At 37.9% G+C, this 16,695-nt stretch carries 11 protein-coding genes; 5 read left to right on the forward strand and 6 right to left on the reverse strand.

Going from position 1 to position 16,695, the window contains the following annotated elements; genetic code table 11:
• Positions 1–46: 46 nt before the first annotated feature.
• The gene (locus ACRD69_RS19755; RefSeq protein ID WP_430816863.1) at positions 47–2,257 is read right to left on the reverse strand and encodes a RelA/SpoT family protein; all 2,211 of its coding nucleotides are present in this window, start codon (positions 2,255–2,257) and stop codon (positions 47–49) included.
• Positions 2,258–2,541: 284 nt separating this feature from the next.
• Between ACRD69_RS19755 and ACRD69_RS19760 the strand changes: the two genes are divergently transcribed.
• From ACRD69_RS19760 to rplS, 4 genes are all read left to right on the forward strand, one after another.
• Positions 2,542–2,829, forward strand: a complete 288-nt coding sequence (locus ACRD69_RS19760; protein ID WP_430816864.1) for a YtxH domain-containing protein — start codon at positions 2,542–2,544, stop codon at positions 2,827–2,829.
• Between the two features lie 73 nt (positions 2,830–2,902).
• Positions 2,903–3,274 (forward strand): phage holin family protein, encoded by a 372-nt coding sequence (locus tag ACRD69_RS19765; protein WP_430816865.1) that lies wholly within the window; start codon positions 2,903–2,905, stop codon positions 3,272–3,274.
• Entirely contained in the window at positions 3,261–3,545 is a 285-nt protein-coding gene (locus tag ACRD69_RS19770) for a hypothetical protein (RefSeq protein ID WP_430816866.1), read from the forward strand. The genes ACRD69_RS19765 and ACRD69_RS19770 overlap by 14 nt, the downstream gene beginning before the upstream one ends.
• Before the next feature lie 140 nt (positions 3,546–3,685).
• On the forward strand, positions 3,686–4,033 hold the full coding sequence (rplS, locus tag ACRD69_RS19775; protein ID WP_430816867.1) for a 50S ribosomal protein L19: 348 nt from the start codon (positions 3,686–3,688) through the stop codon (positions 4,031–4,033).
• Positions 4,034–4,084: 51 nt separating this feature from the next.
• Here the strand turns inward: rplS and ACRD69_RS19780 are convergent, their stop codons facing one another.
• The 5 genes from ACRD69_RS19780 to ACRD69_RS19800 all read right to left on the reverse strand — a co-directional run bounded on the left by ACRD69_RS19780 (position 4,085) and on the right by ACRD69_RS19800 (position 15,624).
• Entirely contained in the window at positions 4,085–6,271 is a 2,187-nt protein-coding gene (locus ACRD69_RS19780; protein ID WP_430816868.1) for a glycosyltransferase, read from the reverse strand.
• A gap of 139 nt (positions 6,272–6,410) precedes the next feature.
• On the reverse strand, positions 6,411–8,861 hold the full coding sequence (locus ACRD69_RS19785) for an AsmA family protein (RefSeq protein WP_430816869.1): 2,451 nt from the start codon (positions 8,859–8,861) through the stop codon (positions 6,411–6,413).
• A gap of 438 nt (positions 8,862–9,299) precedes the next feature.
• A complete protein-coding gene (locus ACRD69_RS19790; protein ID WP_430816870.1) occupies positions 9,300–12,854 on the reverse strand; it encodes a glycoside hydrolase family 38 N-terminal domain-containing protein in 3,555 nt (1,184 codons plus the stop codon).
• Between the two features lie 265 nt (positions 12,855–13,119).
• On the reverse strand, positions 13,120–14,136 hold the full coding sequence (locus tag ACRD69_RS19795) for a LacI family DNA-binding transcriptional regulator (RefSeq protein WP_430816871.1): 1,017 nt from the start codon (positions 14,134–14,136) through the stop codon (positions 13,120–13,122).
• 1,122 nt (positions 14,137–15,258) lie between these two features.
• A complete protein-coding gene (locus ACRD69_RS19800; protein ID WP_430816872.1) occupies positions 15,259–15,624 on the reverse strand; it encodes a hypothetical protein in 366 nt (121 codons plus the stop codon).
• 97 nt (positions 15,625–15,721) lie between these two features.
• Between ACRD69_RS19800 and ACRD69_RS19805 the strand changes: the two genes are divergently transcribed.
• Positions 15,722–16,600, forward strand: a complete 879-nt coding sequence (locus tag ACRD69_RS19805; protein WP_430816873.1) for a phage integrase N-terminal SAM-like domain-containing protein — start codon at positions 15,722–15,724, stop codon at positions 16,598–16,600.
• The last annotated feature ends 95 nt before the right edge of the window (positions 16,601–16,695 follow it).

Genomic DNA, 16,695 nt, shown 5'->3' on the forward strand with positions numbered 1-16,695 from the left:
AGTTAACTCAAAAACAAGAAAAAATCAACCTAAACAGCCTATTTATTTATGCGCCAATCCTTGATACAGAATAGACTCCTTTTATATTTTTTATTTTCTTTATCAAAGTCGATAAACTATTCGTATTATCCACAAAAACTGTCACATTACCTTCAAATACGCCTTCATGCGAATCAATGGAAATCGACCTTATTTTCACTTTCATTTCCTTGGAAATAACCTGTGAAATATTGGTGACAATACCGATATCATCAACACCGGTAACTTTCAATGTGGCCTGATAGCTTGAGTCAGCTGCACTTGTCCATTGGGCTTTTACGATCCTGTAGCCAAACTTTGTATGCATATCAACCGCGTTAGGACAGTTTTTCCGATGGATTTTTATACCGCCCATTGATGCTACAAAACCGAATATTTCATCTCCAAATATGGGATTACAACACTTGGCAAGCTTATAATCAACATTAGTTAGGCTTTTGTCGATCATTAAAACATCATCATCGGGTAATTCATCATTACCTGCAACAAACTTATCAGCACTACGCTCCTTTTCTGATTCAGAAATCTCTTCATCCTTTTTCTCAGATTGTACGATATAATCTTTGATACGGGCAAAATCAATTTTATCAATGGCAATGGCACGCATAAAGTCCTGCACCGTTTTAAAACCAAAAAACTTGACTAATTGATTAAGCAACTGATCAGTGAGCTCATATTTCCAGTTCTTTAGTCTTCTAACAAGCATTTCTCGACCGATCTCAGCTTCTTTGTACTCTATGTCACGCAGGGCTTGTTTTAATTTGGACTTGGCTTTTGATGTAACTACAATGTTTAGCCAGTCTTTTTTAGGCTCCTGATTATTAGAAGTCTGAATGTCTACATGATCGCCGTTTTTTAATTCATATTTTATAGGTACGTTCTTATTATTGACACGACCACCCAGACATTTCTTTCCTACCTCGGAGTGAATTTCAAAGGCAAAATCGAGAACGGTAGCCCCTTTTTTCAAACGTCGCAAATCACCTTTGGGGGTAAATACAAACACTTCCTCATCGTATAGATCCAGCTTAAAGTCATCAATAAAATCAACAGCATTAAGTTCCGGATTTTCAAGTATTTCACGTACGTTAGCCAACCATTCATCCATGCCTTTCTCACCCTTATGGCCTTTGTATTTCCAGTGAGCAGCCAGGCCTTTTTCGGCCACTTCATTCATACGGTCGGTACGTATTTGAACTTCGACCCACTTCTGTTCAGGTCCAAGAACGGTGGTATGTAATGACTCATATCCATTTGATTTGGGAACAGAGATCCAGTCTCGTAAACGGCTTGGATTGGGTTGGTATTTGTCAGTCACAACTGAATATACCTGCCAGCATTCCGCCTTTTCCTTTTCCAGCTCACTATCCAGTATCACACGAATAGCAAACAGGTCGTAAACATTCTCAAACTCAGTATTCTGCTTTTTTATTTTATTATAGATGGAATGTATTGTTTTGGTTCGCCCTTTGATCTCAAATTTCAATCCTTGCTTTTGTAACTGACTTTCAAGCGGCTCAATAAACTCTTTAATGTATTTGTCACGAGCTTTCTTTGTTTCGTTTAACTTACGTGCTATGAAAGAATACATCTCCCGGTTGGTAAACTTCATGACCAAATCTTCCATTTCCGATTTGATGTTGTACAATCCTAATCGATGGGCCATTGGTGCATATAAATAACCGACTTCACCGCTTATTCTTTCCTGATCTTCCTTTTGATACAGCGCCAGGTTACGCATTGTGCGAAGTCTGTTGGCTATGATCAATAACACCACCCGAATATCTTCAGCAAAAGTCAGAAGTAACTTCCTGAAGTTTTCATTCCTGATCGAGGTGTTTTTGCTATATAATTCGCCCACTTTTACCAGACCACGGGTAATAACTCCTACCTGCTTCCCAAAATCCTTTTCGACCTTTTCTTCTGTAATAGTGCCTTCAAGTACTGAATCATAAAGTAAGGCACCAATTACAGCCACCCTGCTTAGTCCCAATTCATTAACCACAACAAGGGCTACCTCTAATGATTCTTTGATTTTTAACTCACCAGCCTCATTACGAGCGATTGAACCATCACTTAATGCAGTAAGACTTAATGCCTTTCGAATCAAACCGATATCACCATCATCCATCAATGGTAAACTGGCTTTTAATAACAGTCGATAAACATGTTGAACCTCTTTTCTTTCTATATTCGAAACAACATTATTTAATTCCATCCTCACCCCTTTTAAACTAATACGCTTTTTTACCAGATATAATATAGCATCATTTGAAATACACATACCGAAAAAGCAATATTTATTTCTAATTCTGCCAATAATGTGTGTAAAGTTATAACTTTATCAAAATATCTGATAACAGATAGTTAGTGTAAGCATGTATGTAGTGACAATCTTTGGTTATTTTTCCATTAACTACCTGATTTGCTCCACTAAATAAATTGACATATTAACTTAGCTTTTGTACCTTATTAACTTTAATAACCGTAAATTATAAGGCCATGAAGTATACTGGATTATTTTTAGGAGGTTTGTTGACCGGAGCAGCTCTGGGGGCCTCAATTGCGTTACTATATGCTCCTCAAAAAGGCAGCGAAACACGTGAGCAAGTAAAAGGAAAGCTTAAAGAAATGGAAGCTGAACTGCAACAGCTTAGAGAAAAAGTAAAAGTTAAAGGAGGAGAGCTTAAGGAAGAAATGAAGGTTAAGATGAATGATCTGGAAAAGAAGATCGAAAACCTCATTAAAGAATATAAGCAAAATCTTGAACCAACTCACGGAGCCAATTAATTTTGGTCTTAACGAACTTTTATAACCTGATATCCCGGAAATTTATTTTCGGGGTATTTTCTTAACACACATCATGAAAGAAAAACTAAGTGAAGAAATTAATGAAGTTAAGGACGATTTTGAAGAATATGTAAATGCCCGTCTTGATTTAGCTAAACTTCATGCTGCAGAAAATCTTTCCCGCTTCTTCTCAGGGATGATCTTGAAAATTGGTCTGTTCTACCTGCTGTTTTTTGTATTGTTATTTTCATCTCTTGCAATAGCATTTTGGTTAAATCACCTGTTTGATGGAAAAGGCATTGGCTTTTTTATCGTTGCCGGTTTTTATCTCATTTTGGCCTTAGTGTTTTTAGCATTAAGAAAATCTCTTATACAAAAACCTGTAATTCAATCTTTCATCCAATTATTCTTCCCTAAATACACTGACTACGATGAATTTAAGTAGAAACTCTTATAACCATATTAAATCCTTTGAAGATTTTGAAAATGAGAAAATGAAACTTTATTTTCAGATCAAACTATCTGAGAAAAAACTCGAATTGCGTTACATTGAGTTAGTTTCTTTTTTAAACCCCATGCGTTTTGTCCCTTTTTTGGTTAACAGCTGGTTGACTCCAATAGCGCTAACATTAAAAAACCTCATAATCGGTTTCTTCACTAAAAGTGACGCCAACTGCAATAATACAAAGGATGACGGAGAAGAAAAAAATACTTAGCCGGCAGAAATTAAGATAAAATGTTTTTCTTTTTAATGTTATTATCATTACTTTTGCAGCCTGTTTGCGTAACCTCTTATTGAACAAGGGAGTCAGGTAATGTTGCGTGAATAAAGTTTAATCCAATAAAAAATTCCGAAATGGATTTAATTAAAGTAGCCGAAGCCGCTTTTGAAGGCGGAGTTGAAATGCCTGAGTTCGGTCCTGGTGATAACATCGCAGTATCGTACAAAATTAAAGAGGGTAACAAAGAACGTGTTCAGGTATTTAAAGGCGTTGTTATCCAAATTAAAGGACAGGGAAACAACAAACGTTTTACTGTTAGAAAAATCTCTAACAACGTTGGTGTTGAGCGTATCTTCCCTTTTAACTCTCCATTCATTGAAAAAGTTGAGTTATTACGTCAGGGTAAAGTTCGTCGTGCTAAGTTGTATTACTTACGCGGTCTTACTGGTAAAAAAGCTCGTATCAAAGAGAAAAGAAGCTAAACCATTATATAATGGTATTAAAAAGCCCGGATGTAAATCCGGGCTTTTTTATTATTCAGAAAGTATCATCTCAAAATAAACATCATGAATCGTAAAGTGAGACAGCCAATAGGCACAGGTACTTGAAGTAGTAATTAAAGGATTTACACTCCTGCCACTGTACGAATAATAACATCCGCCCGATGCGATATCATACAAACTCTTTCCGATAGAATTATCACCCAGGTACCAATTATGCACTGAATTGGCCAGTGCTAAATACCGTTCACTCCTGGTGATCTCAAACATCTTGGCATAAACCTCTGTCATATAGTAAGCCTCTCCAGCATATGAAGTGTTTGCTACACCACTATCATCCCTACCCTTTTGTCTGCCAATTATTTTTGGACTATATCGTGAATCGGTAAATATATAACGCTCAACAAAGCGCAAACCCCTCTTTGCAATTGAAAGCAATTCGTCGTTATGCAAAAGCTCATAAGCATTTAACAGGGCCAGCAAAGTAAGCCCCACATGTTCAGAAACCTCGTCTTCGTGCCAATGCCAGTTCTGCATAGTATCCGATGGGAATAAATCAGAAATCTGATAGGTCCATTTTTTCATTAACTCAATCAGTTCCTGGTTGCTCTGCTCTGTTTTCAGCACCTCTGCTATTCCAATCAGGGCTGCTGCTTTTGCTTTAGTATTTATAAATTGAACTTCTTTCAGCAATTGCAGGATCATTTCATAAGCAACATCCTTTATTCCGGCATCATCAATTGTTGAATACACCGCACCTAATGTCCATATGGCATAACCCAGATCGTATTCGCAAACCTCTTCCTGTGGTTCCAGGCGATAATTGAGTGATGATGCCCATTTGCCATTTGCCATTCTGAACAACCTTATAAAGCCCAGGCACTTTCTTATTAATTCAATATTTTCATCCTCATGGATCAGGCCATTCGCCTTCATCAAAACATGCAAAGCCATGGCATTGGATAATAGCTTATAGCCGGAAGTATAATCAGGAATTCCATATTTTGAATCGCAGACGAAGCCTGAGTTATGATAAAGCTCCATCAGTTGATTTAAATTAACATCAGGTAAAACTACAGGTGGAAATGCAGAAACCAGGTTATTCTTCTTTTCTTGAAGAGGAATGCCTGCCATAAGCTCTTTGATCTTTTTTACACCCACGATCCATGAATTCTGAGCTCCGTACAAAAACGCATTTTCACGATACATTTTCGTTTCTCTCTGGTTCCTCAGCATATTTGTGAGTTCTGTTGTCAATTCACTTATGGAACGAAACGCAAAAAAGCTTCCTTTCTTATCTTCCAGCAATTCCTTGGCAAACCACGTTGGACTTGATACAACTGCGGCACCACTTGATACCGCGGTTGATAGAAACGCATCTTCCAGAACCCGTTCTCTAAGCTCCCCAGCTACAAAGACATCAGCTGCATTCAAAACATACTCCAAATCGCCTTCAACATGCTTAAAATCTATAAATTTCAGGCAGTTAACAACGCCTCTTTGAACAGCCAGTCGCTTAAGTGTTTTCCTGTATTCTGAATTAACACGATTGTCAGGACTCGTATCTATAATGATCAGTCCTGTACCCTCGTATTTTTTTTGAATTGCAGCTGTGGCATTAATTAATGTTTCAAAACCACTAGTCGAACACATGGGTCCGCAGGCCATTATATATTTTTGATATTCTACACCCAATAGTTGCTTCAACCTGTCAGTTGATATTGGATCAAAAACCGACACCCCATAATCTGTCAGGTGTATTATATCCCTGTTCACTTTGTAGTAATGTTCCAGAAACTCAATTGCCAGGTGACTAAAAACCATCACCTTGTCGGATCTTTTCGCCAAATAGCTGATAATTGCTTTTTCCCTGCTCTTAGGTTCGTTACTTACTGCATGAAAAATTGACAACAATGGAACCTGTATGCGGGCCGCCAATGTTAAAATATAATCACCATTACGTCCGCCATAGGCCTCAGGGTGATGCTGTAAAATACATGCATCATATCGAGTATTAATTATTTCAGCAGCTTTCTGATAATCTTCTAACTGAAAGCGGTTAAATGAATATTTTCCATCACCAAATCTGTCTCCAAAGGTTAACAGATCAGTATTTTCACCTTCTTCAGCAAATTCCTGTAAACAGGACTTTAAATTATTAGAATACCTTGATACCTGAGGCAATTCTTGTAGATCCGGTGCAAGTATTAATATTTTCATCCCTTTGTAATTTTCAATTGCGTATTTCAAGCAATAAGCGCAATACTTCTAAATAAACAGTTATTGTTTGAAATAGAAAATTGATTCCACCAACGTATTAAATTCGTTTGTAAATGGACAAATCGGTTTGGTTCCTTTTTTAAAAACCTTTTAGAAAATTCTTTAATAACTTTTCACCTTCTTTTTTAAGGTCTTTCTCCACTTGCTTGCGAGCTTTATCCAGACCAAAGCTTAATTGAGGCTCCTGAACAGTTCCCTTAACCAATACATCAACTATTAAATCATCACCTGAATTAGGTATTGCAAAGCCCAGTGAACCAGCCATTTTTGAAACTTCCTTTCGACTCACAGGCATTGTTATTTTATAATCCACACTTTGATCAAGTCCCTGGGTTCCCTGAACTTCAACCATCTTACCTCCTACTTTGGTTTTAAATGGCTTTACTATCACGTTACCTTTGTCAATAATAAAGTTGATGTTCAAATCCTCCGCACGCATTTTTCTGTAACTGTCATTTTTAAGGGTTGTCGCAAGGGTATTCTGAATTTTTGAGCCCGATACTTCAACACTTTTCGAACGAAGCCACCCGCCACCATTTACCGTGGACATAATTGGAGTAGCATCCTTACTCAATACACTGCTGTAATCAAACTTCGGCGACACCTTGCCAACGGTATTTTTTGCGAGAGGTAACAATGAGTCTACAACACTAAATGAATTAGCTGCCATATTCAGGTCCAGATTTTTACCTTCTATATTAAAGTCAACAAAAGGTCTACTCATGTTAGCCGTATTATACTGCCCACTCATAAGCATGCTGCCATCCAACAGCTCCATCTTTAATCCATTTAGTTTTACAACTCCGTTTTTGACAGTGACTTTACCATTTGCCTGGTTGATTGTCAGTTTATCATACAATAGCTTTTCTATGTCTGACTGAAAAACAAAATCCAGATTCTTTGGAACTTCAATCACTTCAGTCGCCTCTTCCGGTGATTCCGGTTCTTCCTCTTCACTGCCGGTCATTGCCAGTAATTCGTTGGTGTTAATCCGCCTGGAATTGTGTTTTAATTGTCCCTTCAACACACCATTCTGCAGTGCATACGCCAAATAATTGGACAGTCTTCCTTTCAGTTCGAAATCACTCTGGCCAATTGTGCAATGAAACGATTCCAACTTAACCGAACGTGGATTAACAGACATTGATGATTGTTTAATAAAAATCCCTTGTGGAATATCAGCGCTCGCATAATAGAAATTACTCAGGTCTAGCTTGCCATTGGCACTTATTTGATCATACTTTTCCTGCTCAACCATGGCATAATCCCCATCGATAGTAAAGTCCAATTCTATCAAACCTTTAATATCAAAACTATCCATTGGAATCGCGTTTGATAAAGACTCCAGGTCAATACGTCCTGCAGCATTACCTTTGAATGCAGGGTTTGAAACAGGTTGAACAACATTCAGTGTAGCATCGAATGGATTATCTGCCACTTCAAAGTGAAATTGCTCCAGGTTTGTAATCGTATTATCAGCACTTCCTCCCTTATTCTCTACCTGTAGATTCACATTAATATTATTGATGGACTCCGGCAGATCAGGATATTGAATCTTTCCGTTCTCAACCATTAAATCCAGGCTAAACGCAGGCAGGTTTTCCTCATCAATATAGTCACCTTTGGCACTTGCTTTCAAATGCATATTACCAGCTGTTTCCAATCCTTCAAAATCCTTTAAAAACTCCTCCGGGATCAATGCCAGTAAGGATTTAAAATCAGTTTTGGTCGTTCCCAAATTTAAATCAATTCCGTACCCCTGCTCCTTCATGGCAACCGAACCATCTAACTTTAATCCAAGACGATTAAGCATTAACTCATTATCCAGAAATGTAAAGACCATATTTTCCAAATCGGCACCAACACCGGCGTTTAAACCAACCGACGCTCCGTTGATGTATTTTATCCCATCAAATTGAACAAATAATTCTTCAATACCAGAATGTATATCCAGGTTGGTCTGCACTTCAGACATATCACCCGATAAGCCAAGATCAAAACCTTTAACCTCAGCATTCAGGTTCATGGTCTTATCAGCATATTTAATATTCGCATTATCCAGTATAAATGACTTTAATACGACCTTAAAAGACGAAGCTTCATCATTTTGCTCAAGCTCTTCGACGGTTTCTGAAGGAATGGCTATATCCCAGTTAGCAGATGAATCAGGCAATACAATTGCATTAACATTTAAATCTGATAACAAGACAGAATGCACTTCTACCTCTCCCTGAATCGCTCCCAATAAACCAACCTTCGTTGAAAATTGTCCAAGGTATAACAATGTATCCTTTTCAAATGGCGCATTACCAACAACTGATAATCCTTCTATTCCAACACTGATATTCGGAAATGCTTTAACAAGAGATAAAGAAAAATGATCATAATTAACCTGTGCATTTACATTATTGTTAATCTGCTCTTTAACAAGCCCTTCTATCTTGCCTTTAAAAATTGTTGGTAATACCAGCAATAATACAACGATACCTATTATTATCCCGCCGGCTATTTTCAGAAACTTCTTCATCATTAAGAAATATTAGTTTTTGTGATTGTAACAAAGTTAGCAAAACAATGTTACAATACGCTAAATCCTTATAACACTGACTTACAGAAAACTTACTGTCTTTATGTAGATGCTTTATTATTTAGATAAGGCAATCATTAGATAAAAGACGCTCCTTTTTAGCAAAAGAATGACAAGTGCATAATATATAATGAGATGAAGCAATAAAGCTGTTTAACTCTGTTTTTTTCATCTTGCATCTATTTTAATGATGATACAAAAATAGATGTGAGCACACCGGTAGCTTGTATACAAATTATCTGGTGTTGTTTAAATTTCTACGATATTGAATTTTTTAGAGGTATTGTACAACACTGGTGATAGAAAGCTCATTGCGAATAAACCAAAACACCCCGCTTGTTACGATCAAAGCGGGGTGTTCTGGTATCATTGTAAGAGTAATTATTTCACATCTACTTTATAGGTTTCGATACTAAATGGCTTAATCTCCATTTGATCGATCGCTTTGGGGTTTTCTTCAATAATATTGGTATGCCAAAGCTTGTCTACGCCAAAATGGGAGTTAAATTTTACATCGGCAGCTATTCCCTCAGCATCATAAATTCGCACCACAATGGCATCTCCTTCTTCGGCACGTTTGATGGCTGACACAATCACATTATCATTATCGATGCTAAAGAATCGCATGCTTTCACCCAGCTCAGCCTTAGCCGATCTTTCCGGATTAACGATAACAGTAAGAGGCTCATTAAACTGCTTTGATAACCTTGTTCCAGTCACTTCACCCACTTTGTTGGATGTTAAAACATGGCTGTAGGCATGATTCCCTGCCTGTGAATATTCGTTACCTTCCCAGTGGCATGAAGTACGACTTGCCAGTAATACATGCTGTAACAGATCAGCATCTCCATCTTTGGCAGGATTGATCCAATCGGCTGCAGCAACAGATGAACTTAGGGTTATCACCACCTCATCATCATCCGCAGAAATCCAGTCCATTATAGCACGTGGGTGTACGTCTTTACACAAAGGTGTGTAACGCTCTCCCGCACTATTAATTTCATCTTTACCAACCTGAACAGTACCAAAAGGAACCTCGTGTTTAATGGTCGAACGATTAAAAGCTACCGGATATGCTGTTCTGAACTCACGATACAACGCTCCATCCCAGTTCAATAACTGGTTATCAAAACGGATGCGCTTCAATTGGTGGTAAATAGTCACCTTTTGCTCCACTTTAGCATGCCTTATTTGTTGAATCAGTCTATAGCTCGTATAAACATCTCCAGACTCCACTATTTCCCACTCTGCTCCATGAATACTTACCTGGTCAAAGTTTCGCATAAATGGTTGCTGCACATCACCAAACTCACCTGCCCCATTGCCTTCTGACTGGAGAGTGAAAATTTCACCTACTTTAAACTGATCAGTCTTGAAAAGCTCTCTCTTTAATTCCTTATCATAGATCTGCTCAATACCACCCTTCGCAAAGCTTATCTTGTAATAGTCATTTTCATATTCTGAAACATCAGACCCTATCTGCCCTTTTGTATTACCCTTCATTTCAGGTTTCACATAAAAAGTCTTGTAACCAACGGACGGTATGTTTTCAGCAATAAATACAATGTCGGCATGTTTGATACTTCCATCCTCATGCCTGGTCATTGCAGCTATCTGATGTGGCACACGCTTTTTATCACTATTGATAACACTTAGTCCCTGTGCCCTTCCTTTGCTCAGGTTAACACTTACTTTTACCGGATCTGTACGCTCCCAAGATAGGCTATTGAATAACACAACAGGGATGCCTTTCTTCTCCTGTGTTTTAACCCGCCGGGCAATAAAAGTTGTGGCATCACCTAACAATTTTTCGCCAATCACCTGCGATTCGACCAAACTCTCTTTAAATAAGTTATCGGTAATATCACCATCATGACCTCCCCAACCATGGTCGGGATAGATCTTGGCTTGCCAGCCTTTATCAAGCTGTTCATATGGATAAGGCATCTTTTCTTCATCCAGCATGGAAGCAACCGTTAAGAATTTTTCAGCAGCAGGTAATAGTTTAGAAGCCTTGCGACTGGCCGTTAGAGCATCGTGATGAGCCGGACCATGAATATATACCCATACATTGGGTCGCTCGCCCCTGATAGTATCAACTGCAGTAGCATTCTGTTCTGCCAGTGGCATGTACTCATCCACAGTCATCAGCTCCATATCGGGCAGGTAAACATCCTTCTTACTATGCTCTTTGTCAATCACTGACCCTGTATTGTTCCACTGCTCAATGTAATCTGAATAGTCAATCGCAGGCAACATATCCTGACTTGATAAGAGCGGTGTTTGTGTTTCACTGCCTTCAAAATACTGGCTCCACCAAACAACCTGCTCTGCACCGTATTTAAGCTTCTCTCCGATGTCTTTTGACAAATGGATCAAATCCTCGCCGTAGTGACCCGGGGAATAGGTGAAAACCGAACTTCCGTCGGGACTTGCCCAGTGCACCATACCTTTGGCATGACGACTGATCACCATATAATCGACACCTGCTTTTTTCAGAATTTGTGGAAACTGCATTGTTTTGCCTGGCACATCTACATTCCAATATACCTTTGAATCATACCCGCCAAAGTTCTTCTTAACCCATAATTTACCCAGGTATAACTGGCGAACAAGGTCCTCACCGGCGTACATATCTTCATAAGGGCAGTTATAAGTTGCCCCAACGGATAATAATTTGCGATTTAGCAGTTCTGTAAGCTTTTCCTGTGCATCGGGATGACGGTCAAGATACTCCCTGAGCATTAAGCCATCTTCAATATCAAATCCATAGTCTTTGCGGGCAAAGGCATCTTTAATGATTGGCGTTAACAATAAGGTGTCACGCATTATAATGCAAGCCTCCGGGCGGTCGACCCACGCTATATCCTGGTGGCTTGAATTCATGATCGATACCAGTCCTTTTTCATATTTATTATCAAAAAATGGCTCATAGGCATTATAAAAATCAGGACGGTAACGCTTTGTAAAATCACCTGACCACCCATTGTGGGAATGAGCGTGCGACATATAAAAATAATCGCCTTTCACCACATTTTCATTGATATCACCATGGTCTTTTTTAATTTCAACCGTATACGTATCATTAGCATACTTTATTTGAAGAGACTCTTGAGGTGCTGCCGCTTTCACTGCTGCCTTAGCCATTTCTCCCTGCAACTTGAATGTTACTGTATTACTGTTTTTACCATCAACAACAAGAGATACTTTTTTACCAACCAGGTAAGCCGGTGCATCAATGAGTAGCTGATCACTGAACTGCTTGATGGAAAATGATACATCATTGAGAGCTGCCTCTTTTAACCATTCCAGAGCTTTGGGAACCTTAAACAGCATAAACCACGCATTTGTACCCTTTCCCTGCCCGAAAACCGATACTTTTGCTTTACGGCCTTTTTCCAATAAAGCTGTTGGCACACTTAACCTGAAAGCACCTACTCCATCGCCATTTCCGTCGCGGCGGTATAAATAATATTCTGCCTTTGCCCCCTTGCGTTTATTGAATAGTTTAAGTTGACCATTTTCTTCAGGAACAAAGCTCAAGAGTGGCTTGCCATCGACAAAAATATCATAAGGTTCCAGGTTATTCAAATCTATATTGGAATAGAAAAAGAAGTTAACGACCTCGCCTTTGTGATCAATCGGCACCTCTGAAGTATAAAATTCAAAACCCGATTTCCCGGTAGATGCCCTTGCGATCATTGCTTCACGCACATCATCACGCAATGATGGATATGAATAAATGCCTCCTCCTGATTGGCTGGTGAATCCGTTAATGTCGTTTTTACATATTTGATAGAGTTCATAATTAACATTGACATGGTGTATTTGGTTTTTACCGGCACTTTCATGTGCGCTAACCGGCAAGTGACCAATTAAAAACACAAGGCAAATCAGCACCATTAACTTCCATTCCAAACAGATTTTTGCTTTCATATAACTAACTTTAAATAAACCCATTTCAACTTGCCAAAACGTTTTGGCTATTGCTTAAAAAAATAGTTCAACCGACTCCTGCTGTTGAACTTCTTTCTTTTTGATGCGTAACGAAAATACAAATTAAACTTTGCACCACAAATTAATCGATCGAAAAATCCTGTCGTTTACTTTTGCATCAGGACTATTTAGCTGAGGGCGAAATTAAATATCAAACGCTGGTAATCAAACTGCTCTTTACCTATACACAGTAAAAAGAATTATATCATTCGCCACACGACTTACGAATGATAAATCCTGTTTCTAATACCTTATGTGTATTTGCATTTTTCCTGACCTGTAATTTTCCCAATAAAATATCCACAGCATGATCGCCAATATCATAAAACGACTGGGTGACTACTGTTACCGGAGGGTCAAGCAAGTCAAAAGCACTAAATTGATCGAAACTTATTATTTTAATATCATTGGGCACCTTGACATGACGCTTTCTTAATTCCCTTAAGCCGGCCGTAGTGAGATAGTGAGTTGAAAAGATTACTCCATCAATTGGAGATGTTTCATTTAATAGCTTATCAAAAGCCCTGCTCATCTCTTCCTCATAACTATCCTGATTCAATTCCTGAACATTTCCCGGCTTATATCCCAAGCCACTCTTCTCCATCGCTTCCTTATACCCCAGGAGTCGCATTTTAATCGCATCCAAATCGGGCTTAATTGAAACATAGCCTATATTTCTGGCTCCCATCTGAAACATATGATCAACCGCCCTTGCAATCCCCCCTTTATTATCTACAATCACATGATCACAGTCCAGTTCAGGATAATGGCGATCAATCAGAACAAATGGGAAATTCATTTCTTTCAGCTTTAAGATCTCTTTTTCATTCTTCTGTGTAGAAGCAATTATAAGACCTTCCACTTGCCTGTCAAGCATCGAATAAATGAGTTCCTTTTCTTTTTTACTGCTCTCTTCCGAACTACTAAAAATCACATTATAGCCATGTTTAGCTGCATTCTTCTCAATACGACTGGCTATTTTGGCATAAAACACATCAGAAATATTGGGAATGATCAATCCCAACATTTCACTCTTTCCTTTCTTCAATCCTTTGGCAAAAACATTGGGCTTATAATGGATTTCTTCGGCATACTTAATGATCTTATCCTGTGTATCCTTGCTAATACGTTTCTCATCTCCCCGACCGTTTAATACTAGTGAGACTGTAGGTACAGATATATTTAAATGCTTCGCGATATCTTTTATTGATACTTTCTTCATGGATAATTGCATTAAATAATTGCAGTTAGATCATAACAAAAGTAGTTTTAATAAATTAACTATTGCACCATGGTCTTTAGGGATAGTTTAAAAGTGTTTGTTTAGGACCTATTAGTCGTTGCATCATTCAAAGACTATCCTCAAGGCGTTTGGTTCACAATTCAGTTCTAACATTCCATACATTCCCGTTCTTTGGATAGCCAAATCCCTGAACAGTAATTCATAAACTAAGCCTGTTCAACAACTTCTGACTATACTAGAGGCACTATCTATTTTATAAATGGATCAAACCATTTTCTGCCTAAGAAAAGGTTTAATTTGAAGATACATCCCCTATAAATAGAGACCGATTAATTATTACAAAAGAACGAAGGCTATGAAGAATTGCCCTCTGAAATCGCCAGGCTATCATGCTTAACTTTTTAAAAAAAGCAACACAAAATTAGTTCGGAACATTCGGCAGCTGAATTGTGCCATACCTTCCTAACCTTATGCAGGCCTTACGCGGCATTGCGCACACCCAATGCTACTAAATGATGATAACACGCACGATTTATGCAGGATTTTCATGCGTTCAGTCGTAACAAAGCAATGTCTAAGCTCAAGAAAGTGCAATAAAGCGGGGAAATTCTATAAGCAAGCACAAAAATGCAAGTAAAAGCAGTCATACTATTCAATAATAGAAAGAGAATTGCTCAATAATGCAATGTTTTGCATTTTCCTTGGTTTAGATGACCTGACTTTAAAGGGCATTCGGTTAAATTGGTTTCCGAAGCCCCTTTGGTAACGAGATAGTTTGTATAATCCTATTCATAATATCATTAGCTCTACTAGTACGCATGTTAAATATTTTTTTCACGAACCCATCTCTCTCATAGTTAATGTTGTGCAGGATTATGCTTTCTAAAGTTCAAGTGTAAAACGTATTACAATTTAGACATTGTGCAATAAACATAGAAAAGAAGATTGATCAAGCTTTTTAAAATGTTTGTCATAATTATTTAAAAAAGCAATAAAATATTTTTCTATTTAAGTATATTCAAGGCATCAACTAAGAGGGTAACTCGTTCATTTGTGACTGAGGAGGCGAAGCTGTGGGATCAGGATGAGAAATGATGTGAATTATTCATTCATATAATCTTGTTTTTGAATAATGAGGATTTTTCCAGCTTCAAGCGCTGGAGTATATCCATAGTCGTAGCAAAAGTAATATAAGTTGCCCCCTTTGCTTTTCCATGAGTGAGTTAAATGTTTAAAGTCCATTCCAAGTTTTATCAAAAACTCCTTTCTAACAGTTGCCTTACCTTGAGGACAAGCAGTTCGCAGGGCGCTTCTATTGGCTCTAAGCTGTTTGTTGACCCTACGGATGTATGCTTCTGTAGATGACAGAGTCTGATTATGATAGGCACTTTTACATTGAGAATCACAGAACTTTTTATCGATTCTGCCTTTTAACTCTTCATTGCAGTATAAACAGGTATGTTTCATAATAGTCGGTAGCCGTTTTTTTAAACGTTTAGTAACGTTTTTAGACGTTTAATAAATTCTTAAAGTACGTCTTTTCACTAAGTTGTCAAAAAAAAAAATGCAACAAAGACCTACTATCTATCTTAATCATAGGGAAAGCAAACATGGAGACCTGTGTGTTTTATTGTTTAAGAAAAGTAATGCTATTTTAAGGCGCATTCGACAAAATGGCTGGATAAAATGGCATCCCGAAATAAGAGCTTACGCGGCTCCGTCAGGTGTCAACGCAATCGGCCACATTATCGATGTATTTGAAGATATTGCTGATGTTAACAGTTCATACCTACATGCTAAACTAAAGGAAAATGCCGAACAGGTGACGATTGGCGACACCCATTATTTTAAGGGGATACTTGAAAAGATAGAGAAACACGGTTCCGTCACTCTGGTACCGGTTAAAAATGAGCACGAACGTTTTATTGTCATTACTTTTAAAAACAATAAGAACACGTTCAAGCTATTAAAAGAATGTGAATACACGCGTTGGCATAATGAATTAAGAGCTTTTGTTATCATTCCAAAACGTAGGATGCTAATAGGATTTCTCGAACAAGTAACAACAAAATTGAGGGTGAAGATTCATAATGAGTTATCGATTGTGGATTATCAAATCTTGCAATTGCTGTTTGAGCAAGCATACAGAAAAGACATCTACTTCAAAAGCTGCCCCATCAAGTTCATAAAATTCATGCATCTGAAGGTGTATAGTATGAATACTGTCAATACCTATTATTACTATGTGCTTAGGTTGCTCAATTGTTATCGACAAAATAGCCTTGAACAAATCAATGCTTTTAACTCGGATGTAATAAACGATTACCATCAAAAAATGATAGGAGAAAAAGCATACTCCGAACAGACCATTAACCAAAGTATTAATGCTGTCAAGTTGTATTACAAAGGATTGTTTGACGTCAAAACTTATTGGACAAATTGAAGCTTAAAATTAAGAGATACTTTTAGTTCTACAAACAGCTAAATCATGATGATAATGATGAGCTGTTGGAACTGTTGTAAACTCAAAGAGTTTTC

The organism is Carboxylicivirga agarovorans (assembly GCF_050589845.1).
In the GTDB taxonomy this organism is placed as follows: Bacteria; Bacteroidota; Bacteroidia; order Bacteroidales; family Marinilabiliaceae; genus Carboxylicivirga; species Carboxylicivirga agarovorans.